Raw genomic sequence first — 22089 nt, forward strand, 5'->3', positions numbered from 1 at the left:
TGTCGGTATGACATGGTAGCGGCCATTGGCATAGCTGGACAGAGGAATTCGGCCTGCGGATGTCACAGCGCAGTCCATGACGTGCCTCCCAAGATGTTGGGGAGGAGAAGAAACGGCGAAGGATCAGGAGTGCGGGCGGCGAGGATGGGAGATGCGCTGTCGGAGCAGGTGCAACTCGGAGATGAAAGCGGTTCGGGATCGGGAATCGGAGGAGGCAGTGCTGGAGTGGCGCGGCAGGGTGTGATGCAGGTTGCCGCTGATGTCCAGAGCGGCGCCGGGTTTGTCCGAAGGCAAAGCAGCAGTGAGCAAGCCGACGCCAAAGGAAGTCAGACGATTGCCAGACAGGTCCAAGGTGCGCAATTGAGCCAGCCAGTGCGGCCAGTGCGATCGGAGCCGGACGATCCCCCGGTCGGTAATACGGTTGCGAGGGAGGCAGAGGCGGCGGAGGCAAGGCCAGCGGCGAGAACCGAGCAGGCTTACTAGACCGTCGTCACCCAACTGCTGGTGACCCAGGTCCACAACACGTAGATATTCGGCAGCCTCCGAATGCACCAGCGGTTCGATGCCCGCCGCACTGATACGCACTTGGGGATGGCCGTGCAACTCCAGGAGGCCATGCTGTTGGGCCGCCCGCAGGAGTAAGGGTGAAGTGGCCAGGAGGGCCAGGCCGCGATCCCCCAACGGATTGCCACTTAGGCGCAATTGGTGGAGTTCAGGCCAGGGATGGGCCGCCAGTTCGCTCAGACCAGCCGCCGTGATGTCGTTGCGGGCGAGATCGAGTTCGTTCAGATGAACCGAGCAGGGGGTATCCGCAAGCAGGGAGAGGACCCGATCGGTCAAGCGATTGTCGTTGAGGGCGAGGCAGCGCAGGTAGGGAAAGGAACAACCCCGGCGCCAGGGGAGCAAGGCGGCATCTTCCAATTGATTGAAGCTCAAATCGAGTCGCTGGAGCGATTGCAGAGAAGAGGAGCGAAACAGGGGCGTCAGATCGCAGCGGGTCAATTCCGCGCCGCAAAGGTCCAATTCTTCAATCCCCTTTAGCCAGGGGCAGTCCCACAGTTTTGGCCAGACGGCGACAGGTTCGAGTAAGCGGAGGCGGCGAATGGGCAAACGGGCGAATAACTCCGGAGCACGGCGGAGAAAGACACTCGCGTCCACGGCCACGGCATCCGGCAGGCCATAACGGAATTGCGGCGGTGCGGCGAGCAGACCCTCTAGCTCATGAAACCATTGCTGGCCCAAACGCAGGTTCAATTCGGCTTCGCGCTCCCGCCATTCGGGTGGGGGTGGATCGCCGGTGGGAAGGTGGGCGAGGCTCAGTTGCAGGCGGATCAGTTCGGCCCAATCATGCTGGCCGCGGTCATCCAAATAGTCTGCCCAGCGCAGGCGCATCTCTTCCGCACCCGCAGCACCAGGTGGTGGGAAATCAGGCCAATTAGCAGGCGAAGGAGGCATAACACCACTGTAACCTTTTCTGCTGGTGCCTGCCAAGGATCAGATGACAGATTACGATGGCGCTTCAGATTAGCAGAGAATTGGCCAAGGGGAGCAACTATTCCCGCAAAATCATCCCATCGGTGGAATTCAGGCTTTGCCAGCAAAGGAGCACAGGGAAGGAATCCCTTAGGCAAGTCGGTCGAGAGGATTCCCCTGCTCGACGTTATCCGTGGGCTGTCAGTGGAGTCGGGGAATCGCTTGGCTCAGGAAAGCTAGGGGGCGGGGTGGGAATCCGGGCGAGGTGGGAGCGGGGCATACTGGATGCGGCGAAAGAGCAAGCGGGTAGTGGGATCGTGAGCTTGGATGGAAAAGGGACCGGCGGCGGCACGGTAGCCCTGGCGGGGGTTGTCATGGGGCGGCCGGGGGTCCTCCCATGTGACGACCGGGAAGCCGTTGACCCAAGTGGTCAAGCGCCGGCCATCCGCAATCAGAGTGACGGTGAACCATTCCTCATCGTTACTCACCACTCGACGAGCGGGGGCGCGGCGATAAATGCCGCCGGTCCCGAAATCCAGCGGTTGGGTCCGGTCGTTGTTTTTGTAACCGTTGTGAATTTGGACCTCGTAGCCGTTCTGATATTGCCCAGGGATACAGCGGAAGAATACGCCGCTGTTGAGATGCTTGCCTAAAGTGCGGCAGTCGAATTGCAAGAGGAAATCCGCGGCATGCACGCTGCTGACCAGATCACCTGGCCCACCCTCGACGAGCAATTCGCCTTGATCCGTGACGCGGAAGCGGGCCTGTTGGCGCTTCGGATCGGTCCGATTAACGGTCCAGCCGTCGAGGTTTCGGCCATTCCAGAGCGGTTGCAACTGTTGGGGACGCAGGCGAAGATGGCGCAAGCGAGCCGGTTGTGGACCAGGAGCCGTGATGCCAATCGTCGCTGCTGGAGGACCAGTTGGACGCTTGGCATTGATTCGAGAAAATCCCTTACCCTCATAGCGGATTTTCTCACCATCGCAGAATACTTGGAGTTGGTCGAAGGTGTCACCGCGGTGTTCCAGTACGTGATCGTGGGGCAGATATAACCGGGCGGGTCCGGCCACTTCCGTTACCATTTCCCAGGAGTTCCCGAAGCGACTGAAGGGCCAGGCGGTGCTGCCCTCTTCCAGATGCCAGACACCATCTCGAACGGCGTTCTTCCCCTGACAGTGCCAACCGAAGGTGGTCTGGCCATCGAAGAGCAGCAGCCAGCCTTCCGCAGCTTGGGCCGAAGTGAGGCTTTGGGGTGTAGCGGCATCGGCGGAGGGGGCGTTAGGAAACGGGGCAGAGACAGCCGGCAGAGTGACAGCCAGAAGACACAAACCAGTCAGGGCGGAGTCGAAACGGTAGCAGCGGACTCGGCAAACGGATGGCAACATGGGAATCTCTCCAGGAGGGTTTTTAAGTCAAATCGGGGCGGAAGATTGTGCGTGTCCGGCCCGTTCAGGATTCCGAGGCAGCGAGTGCGGCCGGCAGCCCCTCGCGGATGCTTGGGTAGCGGGGTTGCCAATGCAGAGCATGACGAAGGCGGCTGTTGCGAATGCGACGGTGGTTAGCACGCGGTTCTGGCAGATCGGCGAAGCGAGGCGGTGGTGCTCCATACAACTCTGCCAGGAGAGTATAGAACTCTTGTCGTGTCACTGGTATGTCATCAACAACGTTATACAGGGCTGCTGGGGGGGACCGATCCATAGCCAAGCGGATGGCCGCGACCAGATCATCCACGTGGATCAGGTTGAGCCAGCGGTGGGGATCGCCGGAGATCGGTTCGTGCTGGAGGAGTTGTTCCCGGCGGCGCAGGAGGCGATTAGGGCCATAGATACCGGCACTGCGCAGGATGATGGCGTGCGGCAAGCACTGGCGCAGGAGCAGCTCGGCGTCCCGAACCACGCGGCCCGATTCGTCACTCGGTTCAGCGGGGCTGTCTTCATCCACCCAACTGCCATCGGATTGTCCATAGACGCTGGTGCTGGACAAATAGACGAAACGGCGGGGGGCTGGTAGACGCTCCAGTACATGTTCCAGGCCGTGCAGGTAGACCTCGCGCATGCTGCGTCCACAGAAGCGATCGTAACCGACGGCATAGAGCACCGTGGCCTCCGCCGGGAAAGGGGGCAAGGATTCCGGGGCCAGAACGTCCCCGCTCAGGGGGAGGATGCCCTGCTGAGCGAGTAACTCGGCCCGCCGGCGCGTCAGAGCATAGACGGTCCGTCCCGCCTGCCGCTCTTGCTGAGCCACGCGCAGGCCGACATAGCCGCAGCCGAAGATCAAGAGCGGTCCGGAAGTTGGTTCGGTGGGATGAGCAATTGCTATAGGCATCGCGGAGTATTATAGGCGAGGTCCCCCTTAGCATTTATGCTAAATCTTTGACAGGGGCCGTGAGCGCCTCTCCTCCCGCTTTCCTCCCTGCGGTGTGCGAGCCGTCAGGCGCCGGCCCGGAACGTTTCCTCTCCCCGTCTCCGGAGGTGATGCATGTCCAGCGTCGTGATGCGGCAGGAAGCCTGCCCGGCCACTTTGTTCCACACCTCGCCCACCTACCAGATGGCTTGCCGCCAATTGGAACTGGTGACAGAGGTGACCAATATCGATCCGGGCATTGCCCAACGGTTGAAGGTGCCAAAGCGGTCGATGGTGGTGGCCGTACCCATTCGGATGGACAGCGGCCAGACTCAGGTGTTCATCGGTTATCGCGTTCAGCATTCGCTGACCAGTGGTCCGAGCAAGGGCGGCCTGCGTTATGCGCCCAATGTGGACCTAGGCGAAGTGGCAGCCCTGGCCATGTGGATGAGCTGGAAATGCGGCCTGATGAACTTGCCCTATGGTGGCGCCAAGGGAGGGATTGCTTGCGACCCGGCTTTGCTGAGTATGGGAGAAAAGGAGCGCTTGACCCGCCGCTTCACCGAAGAGGTGCTCAGTATCATCGGCCCGCGGGTGGATGTCATGGCTCCCGATCTGGGTACCGATGAACAGACCATGGCCTGGATTTACGACACCTATTCCATGAAGGTCGGTTATGCCTGTCCGGAGATTGTCACTGGCAAGCCGGTGGAGTTGGGTGGGTGCGTCGGGCGACGGGAAGCCACGGGACGAGGGGTGGTCTTCTGTATCCGCGAAGCACTCGATGAACTCGGCATCATTCCGGAGAATGCCACAGCAGTGGTGCAGGGATTTGGCAACGTTGGCTCCGTGGCCTGCGAGGAATTACACCGCCTGGGAGTTAAGGTGGTGGCCATTGGCGATCGCTATGGGGCTATCCGCAATCCCCGCGGGATCGATATCCCCGCTTTGATCCAGTACGTCAACAGCCCAGGGAATGTCTTGCACACGGTGCAAGGTTTTCCGGAAGCGGAAGAGATGGACCCGGCGGAGCTGCTGACCACACCCTGTACGGTCTTGGTTCCGGCGGCGGTAGAACGGGTAATTACGGAGGCCAACGCCGCCCGCCTCCGCTGCCGTATCCTGGCGGAGGGAGCCAACGGGCCAACTACACCGGAAGCCGATGCCATTCTGGCCCATTCCGACATCTTTGTCATCCCCGACATCCTCTGCAACGCGGGTGGCGTCACCGTCTCCTACTTCGAATGGGTTCAAGACTTGCAGCAATTCATGTGGGGAGAAGAACAGGTCATCGCTCAGTTGAAAAAACTCATGCGCAGTGCCTTTCAGCGTGTCCGACTCGAAGCCAAACGGCGTAACATCAGCAACCGGCTGGCTGCCCTGAGCCTCGGAGTCATGAAGGTGGCCAATGAGAAAGCCCGACGGGGTCTGTTCCCCTGATCGATTGGCGCTGCCTTGGGTCGGGCCGATTCTGTTCTCCGTTGTGACGGCATGCCGTCATGGTGTGTTGTATAGTGAAGGGGGAGAACATTTGTTACCCCTGCCGCCAGAAGAGACGCTTTGAGATACACGTATGGTAACAGCATCGCCCTCCGCTGCCCGTTTGTTCCCCCCTGCATCTTCACGCCGTTTGAGTTCCTATTGGCTCGCCATTGTGCTGTTTGCCGTGGGGATGTTCAATTTGCCCCTGCGCCTGATCGGTTGGGATGGCGACGGTCTGCCAGGTGATGGGATCGATAACGTCCTGAACAATTACATGCTGGAGCATGGGTACCAATCGCTGCGGGGGCGGGCGAGTTTCTGGCATGCCCCCATTTTTTACCCGACACCGGGTATGACCGGTACCACCGACCCCCACATTGCCCTGATGCCTTTTTACTCCCTGTTACGGGTGCTGGGTCTAAGCCCGGAACGGGCCTTTCAGGGATGGTTCATACTGGCCTTTGTACTCAACTATGTTTCGGCGCTGTGGGCGGCGCGACGCCTGGGGTTTGACCCCGCTCCTGCGGCCGTGGCGGCTTTCATCTTCGCCTTCGCCTTGCCGGTGACCAGTCAGGTCGGCCATGCCCAGTTGCTGCACCGCTGGCTGGTGCCCCCGGCCGTGGTACTGGCTTGGCAGTTTCTGGGGGAACCTACTCATCGCCGCTTTGCACTCTTGACCACCTGCTGGTTTGGCCAATTCCTCTTGACGGCTTATATCGCGATTTTTCTCGCCGAATTGCTCCTGGTTTTCCTCGTTCTTACAGGCTTGCGCCTGTATCGCGATCTGCCGTGGTCGGAGTTGTTTCCTCTGCGGGTTGGCGTCTGGCTGACGCGGTTACTGATCATCCTAGCTATTTTGATGGCCGTGGGGGGCATCGTTCTGCGGCACGCGCGCGTCTCTGGAGTGATGGATCCAGAGTTCTTGAAGCTCTGGGCCCCTGAGCCGCTTTCCTGGCTGGCTTGTCATCCGACGGCAGTATGGAATGCCGTTGCCCCGGCTCTCGGCTTGGACCTGGGGAATGTCCATGGAGAACGGCGTCTTTTTCCCGGTTGGGTGCCGTTGCTGGCGATGCTGTTCGCTTTGGGGCAGATTAGGCGATCGACGGAAACGGCCGAGGGACAGCGGAAAGTGGTGGTGTCTCTGTTGTGTTGGTCGTCCCTGCTGCTGGCAATTTGGATCACCCGCTTCGGCCAAGTCTGGCTTTATGAACCGATTCTCAGCCTGCCTGGCGGATCAACGATTCGTGTAGTGGGTCGCATTGTGCTCGTACTGTTGTTCCCCCTGGGACTGGCCAGCGCCGAACTATTCACCTGGGTGCTTTCCCGCTCCCATTACCTTGCGCGAATCGGTGGCATCTTCTTGCTCCTCGTGTTGATGGCCGAACATGCCGTCCTTCCCACCACTTGGGTGCAGCAGTGGGAGGGGCAGAGGGTATCGCTAGGTCAACTCGTGCGCTGGCAAGAGCGACTGGAGCAGGCCATCCGACAGCATCCACAGCCGCGGCTGGTGTATGTCTTTCCCTCGGAGTTGCCCCCGGCGCCGGAACTGGACCATCAATACTACCGCTTACAAGTCGTGGTCATGCGGGCGGCGCAAAATGTGGGCATCCCCTGTGTCAACGGCTACAGCGGTTACTTGGCACCAGACTGGCATTTTTTCACGAGTTATCGCGAGCTGTTCCACTGGTTGACGAAAGCTCGGCGCGTGCCGGCGGGGCACCTGCGAGGATTAGTGCTCATTGGAGAACCGGAACCGGACGTGGACCCAGAATATGAAGGAATTATGCGGCAAACCTACCCTCCGCTTCCCCTGCCGCCGTGGGATTGACAGAATTGTGCTGTCTAGCCCGCCGCTGACAGACGGACGGCATTCAGCCCTCAGAATCAGGCCGTGCTGGATGTGGTCATCATCGCTGGCCCTGCCGCATGGCTTCAGTCCATCCCAGTGCAACAGTAGCCTATCGAAACTCAGTAGGATCAGTAGAGGGGAAAAACCTAGTTGAAGCTGCGTGAATGAACCGGTCCCTACGCTAGCTTCGCTCGACAAGGATTTTAGGCTGGCTCTCGCCTTGAGGAAATAAGTTAGCTACAACGGCTCAATGTCGGACCATCCTACAGCGTCCCTCCGGGTCCGGTTCCGTGATAGCTCATCGTGTGGAAGGAGTTACCATCATGGTACGTGCGGGATTCCTGGGATTAGCGTTGTGGCTGGGTGTGATGGCGGGGGTGTCAGGGCAATCCCGTGAAGAGGCATACCGGCCCTTCAACGGCAAGGACTTGAGCGGCTGGAAGCTCAAGGGGAATGCCGCGAAAAGTCATTGGAAGGCGGTGGCGGTAAAGCTCGATCCGACCAATGAGCGGGCCTTCGTCATCGTGCCCGATGCGCAGGAGTTATGGTTGTGCAATGTGCAGGGTGGCGGAGTGGATATTTATACTGAGGAGAAGTTCGGGGATATCCATTTGGAGGTCGAATTTCTTCTGCCCAAAGGCTCGAACTCCGGGGTGTACCTGATGGGGGAGTATGAGGTGCAGGTGTTGGACAGCTACGGCAAGCCGGATAACAAGCTCACGCAAGGGGACTTGGGGGCGCTTTATGGCGCCGCTCCGCCGAAAAAGAATGCCGCCCGCAAGCCGGGAGAGTGGCAGAAGTTTGTCATCGAGTTTCAGGCGCCGCGATTTGCCAACGGCCAAAAGATAGCTCCGGCCCGGTTCCGCAAGGTGGAGCTGAACGGCGTGCTCCTCCATGAGAATGTGGAGATGAAGGGGCCAACTCCCGGCGGGCTGACGGGCAAAGAAGCTCCCACCGGTCCGTTGATGTTCCAGGGGGACCACGGTCCCGTGGCCTACCGCAACATCATCATCACGCCCCTGAAGTGAGACAGGAGTGGGAGCGGACCAGTTTGTCCGGGCCGATCCAGCCGGGTTTGGTGTCTTGGGGTATCCGTTGGGTTCCGGGGGACTCTGTGGCCTTTTCCTTCGCTGCCGCCTCTCTATACCTTCCCTGACGGTGATGGTGTGGAATAACCCCAGGCGGTGGCGAGTCGGAGCCAGTTCCCACCGCAGTCGCTGCCACGGTGGCTCCATCCTGACAATAGCTTTTGTCGAGGCGTGGTATGGTCAGTGAAGCCGATTATAAACCGGGGCTGGAAGATGTTCCTGCTGCCAAATCCGCGATCAGTTTCCTGGATGGTAAAAAAGCCCGCCTGGAATACCGCGGCATACCCGTGGAAGTTCTGGCCAAAGAGAGCAACTTCGAGGAGGTCTGCTGGCTGCTGATCAAGGGAGAATTGCCAACCCAGAAGCAACTGGCGGATTTTGACGACGAGTTACGGCAGCGGCGGGCCATCCATTTCCGTCTCAAGGAGATGATCCGCTGCCTGCCGGCCGATGGGCATCCGATGGATGCGCTGCACAGCACCGTGGCCGCCTTGGGGATGTTTTATCCCTGTCCGAATGTGCAGGACCCGGCGCGGAACTGGGATGCCACCTGCCGCCTCATCGCGGCTCTGCCCACGCTGGTCGCCGCCTATGCCCGCACCCGCCGCGGCCAGGAAATCCTCGAACCCCGGGACGACCTCGATCACGCGGCTAACTTCTATTACATGCTCTTTGGCAAGGAACCCACGCCGGCGACCCGGAAGGTGCTCGATGCCACCCTCATTCTCCACGCTGAGCACACCATGAATGCCAGCACCTTTACCGCTCGCGTGACGGCTTCCACTCTGGCCACGCCATATCATGTCGTCGCCTCCGCCATTGGGGCATTGTCCGGCCCTCTCCACGGCGGTGCTAACGAAGAGGCTTTGCGGCAATTCGAGGAGATCGGTGATCCCCGCAATGTCAAAAGCTGGCTGGAAGGCAAGATCGCTGCCAATCCCAAGTTCAAAGTCATGGGCATCGGCCATCGTGTCTATAAGGTCAAGGATGCCCGCGCCACGGTGCTCCAGGAAATTGCCGAGCATATGTTTGCTGAAACCCAGCGGCCGAAAAACTACGAGATCGCCCTCGAATTGGAACGCATCTGCAACGAGATCTACGGTCCGAAAGGAATTTATCCCAACGTCGATTTCTACTCCGGGGTGATTTACCAAGCGCTGGGGATTCCTACGGATGTGTTCACGCCGATTTTCGCCATCGCCCGTGTGGCCGGATGGTTGGCCCATTGGCACGAACAGTTGCAAAACAACCGCATCTACCGCCCGGAGCAGATCTACATAGGGCGCACGGACGTGGCCTATGTGCCGCTGGAACAACGCCCCTGATCCCGCAGGAGATGCTTCCGCGGGCTGACTCCGCGCAGAGGTGGTGTTGGTCCGAAGCCTTACCAGGCGTTTCCTTCGATGGATGTGCTGCCATGTCTCGCTTGAGCGAAGCGTTGGAACAACTGGATTTTGCCCGCCGGTACACGACGGAGCGGCTCGACACAATCGCCCCGCACGAGTGGTTTGTGATTCCCCCTGGCAGCAGCAGCCATATTGCCTGGCAAGTGGGGCACATTGCGGTCGCCGAGTATCGCTTGTGTCTGGAGCGGTTGCGGGGACGTACTGAGGCAGATGAGCTGCTCATTCCCTTCGACTTCCTGCAACAGTTTGGCCGGATGTCTACAGCTCAGCCGCCGGGGCGTTATTCCGCCGCCGACATCCGCGAGATCTTCCAGGCTGTACACGAACGCATACTGCGAGAACTCCCGGCCTATCCCGACGCGGATTTGGACTTGCCCCCCTTGACCCCTCATCCGCTGTGCACGAGCCGCATAGCCTGCCTCCGCTATGCCCCGCTCCATGAGATGCTCCATTGCGGCCAAATCGGTCTTCTCCGCCGCATGCTCGGCCATCCTCCCCTCTGGTAGCCCCTCGTCTCTTAGTCCCCGGAAGCTCAGTCCCGAATGCTCCGCGAATTTTGGTCTGGTGGAGTGATCCCTTGGCCTCTAGGCAGTCGGGGAGGGGCTTGCGATAACGACAACGTGATCAATGAATGATCAATGAACCTTTCCCCGGAGCAACCGGACCCGTCACGAGATGTGTCCGAACCCCCGGCAGCGGACCTGTTGAGGAATTGCGCCATGCTTGATCCCGCTTACATTCTCGCCCATGTCGATCAGGTGAAGGAAAATTGCCACCAGCGGGGTGTGTCCAGCCTGCCCGTGGATGAAGTGGTCCGCTTGGAACAGCAACGCAAGGAGTTGGTGCGGCAACGCGGCGAGGTCGCTGCCCGGAAAAACGAAATCAGCAAGCGTTTTCCCCAAGCCGCCACCGTGGAGGAGAAGCAAGCTCTCAAGGCCCAGTCCCAGGCTTTAGACAGCCAATTGCAGCAGTTGGATCAGACCCTCCACAAGGTCGAAGAGCAATTACATGCTCAATTGCGGCTTATCCCCAACCTGACGCATCCCGCTGCGCCGATTGGGGCAGATGCCTCCGCCAACGTTGTGCTGCGGCAAGTGGGGCAGAAACGGCAGTTCGATTTCCCGCCTAAGGATCACGTGGCCCTCTGCGAACATTTGCACCTGGCGGACTTTGAAGCGGGGGCGAAAGTGGCCGGCCAAAAGTTCTACTATCTCACCCACGACGGCGCTCTGCTGGAATTGGCTCTGGTGCAATACGCCCTAAACAAGGCGATCCAGCACGGCTACATTCCCATCCTCACACCCGACCTGGCCCGCACCGAGGTGCTGGAAGGGATCGGCTTCCTTCCCCGTGATCCTAATCCCAATACCCGCCAGATTTACACCCTCGCGGACAGCGATCTGTGCCTAATTGCTACGGCGGAAATCACCCTTGGCGGCCTACACAAGGACGAAATCCTGGACGAAGCTGATCTGCCATTACGGTATGTCGGTGTTTCCCACTGCTTCCGAACTGAAGCTGGTGCCGCTGGACGCGAAACGCGCGGCCTCTTCCGCGTCCATCAATTCACCAAGGTCGAACTCTTCGCCTTCACGACGCCCGAACAAAGCGAAGCCATGCATGAAGAAATCCGGGAGCTGGAAGAGGAAATTTTCCAAGGGCTGGGGATTCCCTATCAGGTGGTGGATACCTGCACCGGCGACTTGGGCGGCCCCGCCTACCGCAAATATGATCTGGAAGCCTGGATGCCAGGCCGCGGCAGCCATGGCGAGTACGGCGAAGTGACCAGCACCTCCAACTGCACCGATTACCAGGCCCGCCGCCTCAACATCCGCTACAAGGGGAAAAACTTTAAGGGGACCCGCTTTGTGCATACTCTCAACGGCACGGCCATCGCCTGCACTCGCGCCATCATTGCCATCCTGGAGAATTACCAACAGGCCGATGGCTCTGTTCTGATTCCGGAAGCCCTACGTCCCTGGCTAGGTAAAGAGCGCTTAGTACCTCCGGAACGTCCCCTGCGCCACGGTAAGTGATTCGTCCCTCCGCTGCCGTGCTCTGCTCCTCACTTTTTGCACACCTGCTGCGACGGGGGTGAACTTGAGCTGTTGCCCTTGGAATAATCGGGGCTGCTTCCACCGGTCATTGATGGCTGTTTGTCATTTATGCTCCCGAATACTCCTCCATGGGCTTCCATTCGCATCACTCCCAAATTTTCCATTCTTCGTGAAAAGATAATGAGAAATGCTGCGGGATGAGCATTTTCCGATGTTCCTCGCTTGCAGACGGCTGTGGCTACGGGTACGATAAAACGTAGATGAAGAGGAATTTATTCCCTACCGCCGGAGTGTACACACGGGTGTGCTGAGTCGAAGTCCCCCCTAAGCCGGCTGAAGCCTCTGGCAAAACCCCTGCCGAAGGCACTTGTCAATCCTGCGATTCTGTGTTGTAACAGCAATTGATTGCGCGAGGAACAACGGGAGGTGCGGCAGAAGCATGAAGGAACGCGCGGCGGGAGTCTGTGTGAGTTTTGGAGCCATCGTTTTGCTGGCCTGGGTGGGATATCAGGCGCAGCAAGGAGAACGGTGGTTGAGGGCATACGGGGCCGAACCATTAGCTTTGCCGGAGGAGAAGGGTCAGAAGGCTGTCCCTGCGGCGTCTTCCCAATCCGCTGCTGATGAGGTGACCTTCCAGAACAAGGTCATGCCCCTGCTGCGCAAGTACTGTTTCGACTGCCACCGCGGTGAAAAGGCCAAAGGTGGACTATCCCTGGACGCGTATGTCAGCGAGGCGCATGCCCGCAAGGACCGGAAGAATTGGCAGGCGGTGCAGCACGTGCTGGCTTCCGGCGATATGCCGCCCAAGAGCAAACCTCAGCCGACACGCGAGGAGCGTGAGTTTCTGATCCAATGGATTGAAAGCACACTGACCAAGGTGGATTGCAGCGGACCGCGCGATCCCGGCCGGGTGACCCTACGGCGATTGAATCGGGCCGAGTACAACAATACCATCCGTGATCTCTGCGGTGTGGACATCAAGCCGGCAGATGATTTCCCCTCCGACGACGTTGGCTACGGTTTTGACAACATCGGCGATGTGCTTTCCTTCCAGCCGATCCTGCTGGAGAAGTACATGGCTGCCGCCGATAAAGTTCTCAACGCTGCATTGGCGATTCCTGAGGCGCCAAAAGTGTCCCGCCAGACCTACCGCCCCCAAAACATCAACACGATTCCCCGCTCAGCGAAGAGCCGCGATCCCGTCCGCATCGTCTTCACGAGTGAAGGGTCCGCCTATTTGGAGCGGTTCAATTTCCCAGCGGAGGGGGAGTACGCCATCCGCTTCCGGGGTTGGGGTAGCCAGGTGGGGAATGAATTTCCCAAAGTGGCCGTGCGGGTCGATGGGCGCGATGTGGGCCAGCACATAGTCGATGCGCCCCAAGGCAAGGCCCGATTGTATGAGATACGTGCCCGCTTGCCGGCAGGGGAAAAGCGTGTCGCCATCGCCTTCACCAACGCTTTCACCGACAAGCAATCCAACCAGAGCCGCTCGTTCGGATTGGAGCTGCTGGAGATCGAGGGGCCATTCCAGGCGAAGCTGCCCCCGGAACCTCCTTCGGTGAAGCTGCTGTTAGTTGCCCGGCCGCAGGACAATTCCCCGCAACAGGCCCGCGCCGCCGCGGAGAAAATCTTGGCCAACTTCGCCCGCCGAGCCTTCCGCCGGCCTGTTCGCCAGGAAGAAGTCCAGCGGCTGCTCGGCCTCTACGATTTGGCCGTCGCGCAGGGAGAAACCTTCCCTCACGCCCTCAAGCTGCCGATGAAGGCCGTGCTGGTTTCCCCCCATTTCCTCTTCCGCATCGAGGAGGACCCTAAAAACCCGGAGGAAGTCCGCTTGCTCAATGACTTCGAGTTGGCGACACGACTCTCCTACTTCCTCTGGTCGAGTATGCCGGATGAGGAATTGTTCCAACTGGCGGAGAAAGGACAACTCCGGCAGCCGGGCGTGTTGGAGGCTCAGGTCCGCCGTATGCTCAAAGACCCCAAAGCCAAAGCACTTTCCGAGAACTTCGCCGGCCAATGGTTGCAACTAAGAAACCTGCAAACCCTCCAACCGGACAAAGGTCTCTTCCCCGCTTGGGATGAACTGTTGCGGCAGTCGATGATCCGCGAAGCGGAGCTATACTTCGAGTACATTGTGCAGAACGACCGCAGCATCCTGGAGTTTCTGGACTCGAATTACACCTTTGTCAACGGCCGGCTGGCCCGGCACTACGGCATCCCGAATGTCCAGGGTTTGGAATTCGTCCGGGTGACGCTACCGGACAACCGCCGCGGTGGTGTGATCACGATGGGCAGCACACTGACTGTCACCTCCAATCCGACGCGGACCAGTCCGGTCAAGCGCGGCAAGTGGATCCTGGAGAACATCCTTGGAACCCCGCCGCCACCTCCTGCCCCTGATGCCCCGGAATTACCCCCCGTTGGGCAGCTCAAGGGGACCCTGCGGCAACAGATGGAGCAGCACCGGCAGAACCCCAGTTGTGCCGTCTGCCACGCGAAACTCGATCCCCTCGGTTTTGGCCTGGAAAACTTTGACGCGATCGGGGCTTGGCGTACCACGGATAACAAGCAGCCGATTGATGCTTCCGGTGTGCTACCCGGAGGGGAACAATTCAACGGGCCTGCGGAACTGCGTCAGGTCCTGTTAGGCAAAGCGGATCAATTCCGCCGCTGCTTCGCCGAAAAATTGTTGACCTATGCTTTGGGGCGTGGTCTAGAGTATTATGATAAGTGCGCTGTAGATGAGATCGTGGCCGCGACCAAAGCCCAGCAAGACCGTTTCTCCGCTTTGGTGTTAGCTATAGTGAAGTCCGATCCGTTCCAGAAACGTAAAGGGAAAAGGAGCGAATGACCATGACCACCCACCGGATCACTCGCCGTACCGCCCTGAAGGGATTGGGTACCCTCGTAGCGCTGCCCTGGCTGGAATCGCTGGCCGTGGCCGCTCCGCTCCGCAGCCCTGCCCCTCCGCCCAAGCGGCTGGCCTTTTTCTATGTTCCCAACGGCATCCACATGGCCGACTGGACGCCGAAGCAGGGAGAGGGACCGCTGGGAGAACTTCCCTCCATTCTTCAACCGCTGGCGCCGTTCAAGGAATACGTGAACGTTATCACCGGTCTGGCCCTGGACAAAGCCCGCCCCAATGGTGATGGTCCTGGTGATCATGCACGTGCCATGGCGGCCTTCCTGACCGGTCGCCAGCCCCGTAAGACCCACGGCGCGGATATTCGCGCTGGTATCTCAGCCGACCAGCATGTCGCCTTGGCCATTGGCGATCAGACCCGCTTCCCCTCCCTGGAACTAGGGATCGAACGCGGCGCCCAAGCTGGCAACTGTGACTCCGGCTATAGCTGTGCCTATTCCTCCAATCTCTCCTGGCGCAGCGAATCGACTCCCAACGCCAAGGAAGTCGATCCCAAGCTGGTCTTCGAGCGTCTCTTCGGCGGCAATGATCCGAAGGAACTGGCGGAAGCTCGCGCCCGGCGGGAACTGTACAACAAGAGCATTCTGGACTTCGTCCACGAAGATGTCCGCCGCCTCAACCAGGTGTTGGGCCACCGTGACAAACAGAAACTGGATGAATACCTCAGCAGTGTGCGAGAAATCGAGCAGCGTATCGAGCGTATCCGGCAGGCCAACTCCGCGCCGCCGCCTCAGCCCAACATGCCCAAGCCCAGCGGTATCCCCGCGGATCTGCAAGAGCATATCCGCCTGATGATGGACCTGCTGGTCCTGGCCTTCCAGGCGGACCTAACCCGTGTGGCTACCTTCCCCTTGGCTAATGACGGCAGCAATCGGCCCTACAAGCTCATCGGTGTTGCCGAAGGACACCACGACCTGTCTCACCACGGCGGCGACCCCAACAAGCACGCCAAAATCCGCAAGATCAACACCTTCCACATCCAGCAATTGGCCTACATGTTGGAGAAAATGAAGAACATCCGCGAAGGAGATGGCTGCCTGTTGGATAACCTCATGCTCGTTTATGGCAGCGGTATCAGCGACGGCAACCGCCACAATCATGATGATCTGCCCATCCTGCTCATCGGCAAAGGTGGCGGCACCATCCGTGGCGGGCGACATCTGGTCTTCCCCAAGCGGGCCGACACCCCGCTGATGAATCTTTACCTGGCTCTCTTCGAGCGCATGGGTGTGCCGACCAAATCCTTCGGGGATAGCACAGGCGTCCTGCCCATCTGATGGCTAGCCCTTCCGCAAAGATGTGCAATAAGCCGAGCGGGACATGGCCGAGCAAACAAGCTCAGTGCTCGGTCCTGCCCTTGAATTGTCCAATGGTTTCTCATAATAGCGTTCCTCTCCTTTCACAAGGATCTGCGCCGGAAGACGTTAGCCGGTCCTCTTTCCCCCGCGCGACAGAGGTTTTTTGCCTTTGTGCATCTTCCGGCGGCACCCGCCTGCCTACAATGCGTTAGGTGGCGCCTCGTTCCTGCACTCTTGGAAGACTCTTTTCCAGAGTTTCCAGCAGGGGTGCCATTCCAGCCGTCGAGCCAGAGGAACTATGAATACTGTGCGACCGACCACCTTGCACCAGCTCCGCCAGAGTGGCTGGCAGTCCCGAAGCGTCAAAGAGGAATTGCGTGATAACTTCATTCAAGCCCTACGCAGCGGGGAGCCGCTCTTCCCCGGCATCATCGGTTACGACGATACAGTGATTCCCGAAATCAGCATCGCCATCCTCGCCGGGCATGACATGCTCTTTCTGGGCGAGAAAGGGCAGGCGAAAAGCCGCCTGATGCGGTCGCTCGTGCGCTTCCTCGATGAGGCGATTCCCTACTTGGACATTCCCGGCTGTCCCGTTCACGAGGACCCCTACGCTCCGATCACCCGTGCTGGCAAGGAATTGCTCCGCACCCAGCCGGAGGAACGGATTCCGATCGCCTGGTGGCCGCGGGAACAACGTTACGCCGAACGCTTAGCTCCGGGAACCAAATTCGCCGACATTATCGGGGAAATCGACCCGGCCCGCCTGGCCCAAGGCACGAGCATGTCCGCGGAGGAAGCCCTGCATTTCGGCCTGATTCCCCGCATGCATCGCGGCATCTTTGCCATGAACGAGGTTCCCGAACTCGATGAACTGATCCAAGTCGGGCTGTTCAATATCCTGGAAGAGCGGGATGTGCAGATCCGCGGCTATCCGATCCAGTTCGACCTCGACGTCCTGGTGCTCTTCTCGGCCAATCCCTCGACTTACAATCGTTCCGGCAAGGTCATCCCGCAGTTGAAAGACCGTATCGGCGCCATCATTCAGACGCATTATCCTCTGGACCGCGCTACCGGTATCGAAATCATGGAACAGGAAGCGGGGCTGGACCTAGGGGGGGAGTACCCCGTGCTGGTTCCCTATTTCATGAAGGAGATCGTCGAACAGATCAGCATCAGCGCCCGGCGGTCAAAGTATGTGGATCAAGCCAGCGGCGTGAGTGCCCGCTTCAGCATCGCCAACTACCGCACGATGGTCGCCTCCGCCCGCCGCCGCGGAATCTTGCTGGGAGAAAAACCGGCCGTACCTCGAATCAGCGATCTGGGTCATCTGCCAGCCTCTGCCCTGGGCAAGCTGGAACTGGACCTGATGGGCGCCCACCAGATGAGCGAAAAGCAAGTGCTGGAAGCCATCATTGCCGATGCCATTCGCGTCGTCTTCGAGGAGTATGTCGAGAAGCACGGCTTGGAAGAAATTGCCGAAGTCTTTAGCAAGGGAATCAAAATCGAGGTGGGGGATATGCTACCCAGCAGCGAGTATGCCCGCCGCCTCAAGCGCGTGCCGAAAGCTTGGGAGAAGGCCTTCGAGGTGAATGCGGGCGAATCCGAAGCCATGCGTGCCAGTTGTGTTGAATTCATCCTCGCGGGCTTGTATGTCACGGATCGGATCAGCCGGAGCACCCGCCACGGACGCATCACCTACGAAATTTGATGGGGGGAAATCCCAGCAACGCCCTTGATTCTTCTGCAATTCCTGGGTGTCCTCCCCTGAGCTGGGCTAAGTGAGGAATGCACAATGAACGATTCCCTGCGGCAAACTCCCGGCGGCATTATCCACACCTACCAGAAGTACGATCCGGTAAATTTCCCTTCGCCGACGGCCCCGCCTCCGGATTTGGTAACACCGCTTTACGAACATCTCCTCCGCTTCGGCGATGCCTCGGAGTACACCGAAGAACAATTGGCCAAAGCGATCCGGTTGGACGCCTCGCAGATTGCAGGATTGGGGCCAAGCTTGGATGCCTTGCGGGAAATCCTCCTGGAGCGCAAGCGGAAGATTCTCCAGACGTACGAAACCCGCCAGGTGCGCCAGCAGGCGGCACAGGCCTTTCGCCGGGCCGTGCAGAGGGTGCAACCGCCCCCCCGTCATGAGGCCGCTTTTCGCCGAGCGGTGCGGGAGGAACAAATCCACGATCTGGAGATGCTCTACTTCCGCATCGGCCGCGATACCGATCCCTTTGCCCGCCAACTGGTCATCCTCATCGGTTTGCTGGGAGAAAAGTACCAGGTGGAAGAGCTGGCTTCCCGCTACGAATTCACAGGCCGCACGCCGATGGATGTACCCAAGGCCCTGGCCGTCAAGGAAGAACTGGAAGAAATCGACCGCCTGTTGCGACAATTGGAAGAAGCGAAGAAGACGGCGCAATTGGCCATCATTGACCTGGAAGAGTTACGCAAATTCGCCGAGCCGGGAGACCTGGAGCGCCTCTCCGCCTTGCAACAGCAGATCCAAGATTACTTGCGCGAACAAGCGGAGAAACAAGGGTTGGAATATGATGGCCGGGGGCGTTATCGCCTGACGCCCAAAGCGATGCGGCTGTTCCAATCCAAGGTGCTTTCCCATATCTTCAGCCAATTGCAAGCCTCCAAAACGGGGCGGCATGAGCAGCCTGTCGAGGGGGAAGGTGCCGTGGAGTCCCTCCGCACCCGCCCGTATGAGTTTGGCGATTCGGTGGCCCATCTGGATATTTCCTCCAGCATGGTCAACGCTCTGCTGCGGGAAGGACCGCATCTGCCAGTCCGCTTGCGCCCGGAGGACCTCGTCATCCATCGGACCCGCGTGACGCCCAAAGCGGCCACGTGTGTGCTGCTCGACATGTCCGGTTCGATGCGTTACGACCAACAGTACGTCAACGTCAAGCGGATGGGGTTGGCCCTGGAGGGGTTGATCCGCACCGAGTATCCGGGAGATTATTTGCAGTTTATCGAAATGTACACCTTCGCGAAACCCCGACACTTTTCGGAAATCGCCCAGTTGATGCCTAAGCCGGTCACCATCTTTCATCCGGTGGTGCGCCTGAAAGTGGACATGAGTCAGCCGGACGTCAATGAGCTACTTGTCCCGCAGCATTTCACCAACATCCAGCATGGTTTGCAGACAGCCCGCCGACTCCTGGCCTTGCAGGATACACCCAACCGCCAAATCGCCTTGATCACAGATGGTTTGCCAACCGCTCACTTTGAGGGAAGCACATTGTACATGCTTTATCCTCCTGACCCGCGTACCGAAGAAGCCACGCTGCGGGAAGCTCTGCTCTGCGCCCGTGAAGGGATTACTATCAACATCTTTCTGCTGTCCAGTTGGAACCAGTCGGAAGAGGATGTGCGTTTTGCCTACCGCCTGGCACGGGTGACGCGGGGTCGAGTCATCTTTGCGGCGGGGCGGGAATTGGACCGCTACGTCATCTGGGATTACCTGCAACGGCGGCGCTGGCTCATCGCGTGAAAATCGCGTCTCGGTTTGCCTGGCTGAATCGGCAAACTGAAGACCCCGTCCCCTAGGCATTCTATTCGTTGCCTGTCTCCGGCTTACTCCCTCTCCGCTGATGTGGGTAGATTGGTCGAGGGATCACTCTCAAGTGTCTTTAGCCGGGAGTGTACTAGAAAACCTAGCACCTGCTTGGCGGGATCGCTCCGCCTCTTGGGCGATGGCCTGGCGGTCGTCGAAAGCATCCAGTGCCAGGATTTCGTCATCGATGTGAACCTCCTGGCTGCGGGGGGCATAGTTCGGTCCTAGCACGTCCAGCACCGTGGGATGAACCTGCGGTTTCTCCGGCGAGAAGAAATAGCCGTGGACTTCCAGCGCTTCGTTCCGATACTCCGGGTACTGGAGCAACAGCTCATGCAATTGCCGCAGGCGGAAATGGGGCACCGTGCAGTACATATGGTGGGGCAAATGGTAATCCTGTCCCATCGGGAAAACGGCGAAGCGGATCCACGGCAACATAAAAAAGGAACGGCTGTTGTTAATCCAGCCGCGGCCACCGTTTCCATGCTGCACGATTTGCCGCAGGATCATAAAGAAGGCGAATGAGGTAAACAGGGGCACGATCCAGAGCAGGAAGAAGTAACCCACATAGGGGCTGCCGGTGGCTTTGGTGGCTACGGCGGCGGCTGTGAACAGAATTGTGATAACGCCAACCCGGCCCATCGAAGTGTAACGGGAGTGAATGACCGGGCGCAAGCGGCTGCGGTGGAAAGCGTGATCGGGCAATTTCCAGAACACGACACACACGAGCAGCCACAGCACGAGCGGGGCGACGAGGAGAGGAACCACTCCGTCTGTGAGATAAAACAAAGCGGTCAGTGTGGCTATGAGCAGTAACAGGTACGCTGCTCCAATGCGGACAGCTCGCTGTGAAGGCGGTTGGCCCGGAATCAGATATGGGGAATGATGGGTTCCGGTGGCGTTGAACTGAGCACGGACGCGCATGAAGCGAATGAGGCGCGGGGGCCACAACTGCCGTAACAAAGCCATCACCGCTTGGCGCTTGCTCAGGGGGAAGGGGAGCCAATGCCCGCTCGCCCGGAGCTGGGCTACATCGGGGTCCCGCTCTGGATCGTTCACGAATTGGTGATGAGCCAGATGTTGCAAGCGATAGTGATACAAGCTGGCAAAGATCGGAAACATGCAGAACAGATCAGCCACCGCATCGTTGAGATATCGATTGCGGAAGAGAATGTAATGGGAGGCTTCGTGAGCCAGGCCCGTCAACTGATGCTGTCCTGCCCCCACAAGGATAATGGCTAACAACGCTACGGGGAGGTTCCACCACCAGGACAAACCCCAGTCGGCTCGCAGCTCAAAAAACGCGATCGCCACTGCCAGGACCAGTGCTAGATAAATCCAGGTTCGTAGGAGATAGTACCAGTTGGTCCAGTTATCGGTTTGCCGCAGCTCTTGCAAACGCTGTTTGAAGGTGGCGTCGGACAGAAGAGGGGTAGCGGGGGCCGTGGTGGCAGGAGCTGGGGCTGCCGCGCACCCCATCGCTTCCGAGGGAGTGGCAGCAGCGAGATTCGCACGAGCAGACTCATCACGACCGGCAACCGTGGCACTGTTCATGGGTTTCCTCCGGAAGCAGGCGGTGAGGAGGGAGTCGAATCTTTGCGATACAGCGCGCGGATTTTGCGGCCTATGAGCCAATCGGTCAAGCGCGGGAACCACCGCTGGAAGAAGAGGAGTTGGCGGGCCTCGCGGCCAATCACCACTTCCCGGCGGTTACGCTCTATAGCGCGGAGAATCTGGCCGGCCAGATATTCAGGCGTCATACCGCGCTCGAAGCGGATTTGGGCACGCCCTTCTTTGCGCAGCAAATGCTGGTCCAGGCCGCTGTTGGTGAGACCGGGAACGATGGTGATGACATCCACCTGAAAGCGGACGAATTCCCCACGCCAGGCTTCGGACATCCCGACAAGGGCGTACTTGCTGGCGGAATATTCGGACCAAGCCGGCATCCCCCGTCGGCCGCACATCGAGGTGATGTTGACGACTGCCGGCTGTTCCCCCTGCATCAGATGGGGCATGGCTAGGCGCGTCAGCTCCACAGGAGCAAAGAAATTGACCTCCATGATGGTGCGGAGAATCTCTGGAGTGGACGTGTCGAAGTGTCCCCAGCTACCGATGCCCGCGTTGTTGATGAGCAGGTCCAGGCCGCCGAGCGAACGGATCGTCTGTTCCACCAGATGCTGTCGCTGGGCGGGTTGGGTCAAATCTGCAGGGTAGAAGTCGGCGTGGCTTCCCTGCTTTTGCAACTGGCGGGCCAACTCCGCCAAGGCTTCCTGTCGCCGCCCCGTGAGCATCAAGCGGACACCCGCCTGAGCTAAAGCCTGGGCCAAAGCTCGCCCGATGCCGCCGGAGGCTCCCGTCAGCAAGCAGCGTTTGCCCGCAAGTTGCCGCCGCATGGCCGATGACTCCCTTAGGAATAACGGCTCCTATCACCATAGCATCCCTAATTATCTTATCCAACATTACCATTTTGCGCAGATTCCAGATTATCCCAATTCGTAGAGAAAGGTTGTGGAGCAGCCGTTACCATCGGTCCTCGATACCGGCAGTCTTCTGCTTCGGTTTGGGGAGCGGCTTCATGTTTGACCTAATCCAATTCCTCTTT

At 59.3% G+C, this 22089-nt stretch carries 15 protein-coding genes; 10 read left to right on the forward strand and 5 right to left on the reverse strand.

The window, feature by feature from the left end; genetic code table 11:
* Nucleotides 1–123 precede the first annotated feature (123 nt).
* The 3 genes from H0921_RS14880 to H0921_RS14890 all read right to left on the reverse strand — a co-directional run bounded on the left by H0921_RS14880 (nucleotide 124) and on the right by H0921_RS14890 (nucleotide 3798).
* Entirely contained in the window at nucleotides 124–1392 is a 1269-nt protein-coding gene (locus tag H0921_RS14880) for a leucine-rich repeat domain-containing protein (protein WP_194539307.1), read from the reverse strand.
* Between the two features lie 317 nt (nucleotides 1393–1709).
* Entirely contained in the window at nucleotides 1710–2858 is a 1149-nt protein-coding gene (locus tag H0921_RS14885) for a 3-keto-disaccharide hydrolase (protein WP_194539308.1), read from the reverse strand.
* Between the two features lie 64 nt (nucleotides 2859–2922).
* Nucleotides 2923–3798 (reverse strand): SDR family oxidoreductase, encoded by an 876-nt coding sequence (locus tag H0921_RS14890; RefSeq protein WP_194539309.1) that lies wholly within the window; start codon nucleotides 3796–3798, stop codon nucleotides 2923–2925.
* 153 nt (nucleotides 3799–3951) lie between these two features.
* Here H0921_RS14890 and H0921_RS14895 point away from each other — a divergent pair, with 153 nt between their 5' ends.
* The 10 genes from H0921_RS14895 to H0921_RS14940 all read left to right on the forward strand — a co-directional run bounded on the left by H0921_RS14895 (nucleotide 3952) and on the right by H0921_RS14940 (nucleotide 19424).
* Complete coding sequence (locus tag H0921_RS14895; protein ID WP_228499831.1) at nucleotides 3952–5256, forward strand: Glu/Leu/Phe/Val family dehydrogenase; 1305 nt, start codon at nucleotides 3952–3954, stop codon at nucleotides 5254–5256.
* A gap of 133 nt (nucleotides 5257–5389) precedes the next feature.
* Nucleotides 5390–7126 carry a hypothetical protein gene (locus H0921_RS14900; protein WP_194539310.1) on the forward strand — a complete coding sequence of 579 codons (1737 nt, stop codon included), beginning with the start codon at nucleotides 5390–5392 and terminating at the stop codon, nucleotides 7124–7126.
* Nucleotides 7127–7470: 344 nt separating this feature from the next.
* The gene (locus tag H0921_RS14905) at nucleotides 7471–8175 is read left to right on the forward strand and encodes a 3-keto-disaccharide hydrolase (protein ID WP_194539311.1); all 705 of its coding nucleotides are present in this window, start codon (nucleotides 7471–7473) and stop codon (nucleotides 8173–8175) included.
* A 236-nt stretch (nucleotides 8176–8411) separates the two neighbouring features.
* Nucleotides 8412–9560 (forward strand): citrate synthase, encoded by a 1149-nt coding sequence (locus H0921_RS14910; protein WP_194539312.1) that lies wholly within the window; start codon nucleotides 8412–8414, stop codon nucleotides 9558–9560.
* A 92-nt stretch (nucleotides 9561–9652) separates the two neighbouring features.
* Nucleotides 9653–10147, forward strand: a complete 495-nt coding sequence (locus H0921_RS14915; protein ID WP_194539313.1) for a DinB family protein — start codon at nucleotides 9653–9655, stop codon at nucleotides 10145–10147.
* Between the two features lie 213 nt (nucleotides 10148–10360).
* Nucleotides 10361–11677, forward strand: a complete 1317-nt coding sequence (gene serS / locus H0921_RS14920; protein WP_194539314.1) for a serine--tRNA ligase — start codon at nucleotides 10361–10363, stop codon at nucleotides 11675–11677.
* A 460-nt stretch (nucleotides 11678–12137) separates the two neighbouring features.
* Nucleotides 12138–14549: a DUF1592 domain-containing protein gene (locus H0921_RS14925; protein WP_194539315.1), complete on the forward strand. Its 2412-nt coding sequence runs from the start codon at nucleotides 12138–12140 to the stop codon at nucleotides 14547–14549.
* Complete coding sequence (locus H0921_RS14930) at nucleotides 14546–15898, forward strand: DUF1552 domain-containing protein (RefSeq protein ID WP_194539316.1); 1353 nt, start codon at nucleotides 14546–14548, stop codon at nucleotides 15896–15898. Before H0921_RS14925 ends, H0921_RS14930 begins: the two co-directional genes overlap by 4 nt.
* 319 nt (nucleotides 15899–16217) lie before the next feature.
* On the forward strand, nucleotides 16218–17630 hold the full coding sequence (locus H0921_RS14935; RefSeq protein ID WP_194539317.1) for a magnesium chelatase: 1413 nt from the start codon (nucleotides 16218–16220) through the stop codon (nucleotides 17628–17630).
* Between the two features lie 84 nt (nucleotides 17631–17714).
* The gene (locus tag H0921_RS14940; protein WP_194539318.1) at nucleotides 17715–19424 is read left to right on the forward strand and encodes a vWA domain-containing protein; all 1710 of its coding nucleotides are present in this window, start codon (nucleotides 17715–17717) and stop codon (nucleotides 19422–19424) included.
* Between the two features lie 129 nt (nucleotides 19425–19553).
* Here the strand turns inward: H0921_RS14940 and H0921_RS14945 are convergent, their stop codons facing one another.
* Complete coding sequence (locus H0921_RS14945) at nucleotides 19554–21041, reverse strand: fatty acid desaturase family protein (protein ID WP_194539319.1); 1488 nt, start codon at nucleotides 21039–21041, stop codon at nucleotides 19554–19556.
* Nucleotides 21038–21880 (reverse strand): SDR family oxidoreductase, encoded by an 843-nt coding sequence (locus H0921_RS14950; RefSeq protein WP_194539320.1) that lies wholly within the window; start codon nucleotides 21878–21880, stop codon nucleotides 21038–21040. The genes H0921_RS14945 and H0921_RS14950 overlap by 4 nt, the downstream gene beginning before the upstream one ends.
* Nucleotides 21881–22089 lie beyond the last annotated feature (209 nt).

Origin of the sequence: Thermogemmata fonticola (assembly GCF_013694095.1) — a bacterium.
Taxonomy (GTDB): domain Bacteria; phylum Planctomycetota; class Planctomycetia; order Gemmatales; family Gemmataceae; genus Thermogemmata; species Thermogemmata fonticola.

Bases quoted from the DNA above. Each gene is read 5' to 3' on its own strand.
- H0921_RS14890 (WP_194539309.1), bottom strand. From the start codon at position 3,798: ATGCCTATAGCAATTGCTCATCCCACCGAACCAACTTCCGGACCGCTC.
- H0921_RS14900 (WP_194539310.1), top strand. From the start codon at position 5,390: ATGGTAACAGCATCGCCCTCCGCTGCCCGTTTGTTCCCCCCTGCATCT.
- H0921_RS14895 (WP_228499831.1), top strand. From the start codon at position 3,952: ATGTCCAGCGTCGTGATGCGGCAGGAAGCCTGCCCGGCCACTTTGTTC.
- H0921_RS14880 (WP_194539307.1), bottom strand. From the start codon at position 1,392: ATGCGCCTGCGCTGGGCAGACTATTTGGATGACCGCGGCCAGCATGAT.
- H0921_RS14935 (WP_194539317.1), top strand. From the start codon at position 16,218: ATGAATACTGTGCGACCGACCACCTTGCACCAGCTCCGCCAGAGTGGC.
- serS (WP_194539314.1), top strand. From the start codon at position 10,361: ATGCTTGATCCCGCTTACATTCTCGCCCATGTCGATCAGGTGAAGGAA.
- H0921_RS14910 (WP_194539312.1), top strand. From the start codon at position 8,412: ATGGTCAGTGAAGCCGATTATAAACCGGGGCTGGAAGATGTTCCTGCT.
- H0921_RS14930 (WP_194539316.1), top strand. From the start codon at position 14,546: ATGACCATGACCACCCACCGGATCACTCGCCGTACCGCCCTGAAGGGA.
- H0921_RS14885 (WP_194539308.1), bottom strand. From the start codon at position 2,858: ATGTTGCCATCCGTTTGCCGAGTCCGCTGCTACCGTTTCGACTCCGCC.
- H0921_RS14945 (WP_194539319.1), bottom strand. From the start codon at position 21,041: ATGAACAGTGCCACGGTTGCCGGTCGTGATGAGTCTGCTCGTGCGAAT.
- H0921_RS14915 (WP_194539313.1), top strand. From the start codon at position 9,653: ATGTCTCGCTTGAGCGAAGCGTTGGAACAACTGGATTTTGCCCGCCGG.
- H0921_RS14905 (WP_194539311.1), top strand. From the start codon at position 7,471: ATGGTACGTGCGGGATTCCTGGGATTAGCGTTGTGGCTGGGTGTGATG.
- H0921_RS14925 (WP_194539315.1), top strand. From the start codon at position 12,138: ATGAAGGAACGCGCGGCGGGAGTCTGTGTGAGTTTTGGAGCCATCGTT.
- H0921_RS14950 (WP_194539320.1), bottom strand. From the start codon at position 21,880: ATGCGGCGGCAACTTGCGGGCAAACGCTGCTTGCTGACGGGAGCCTCC.
- H0921_RS14940 (WP_194539318.1), top strand. From the start codon at position 17,715: ATGAACGATTCCCTGCGGCAAACTCCCGGCGGCATTATCCACACCTAC.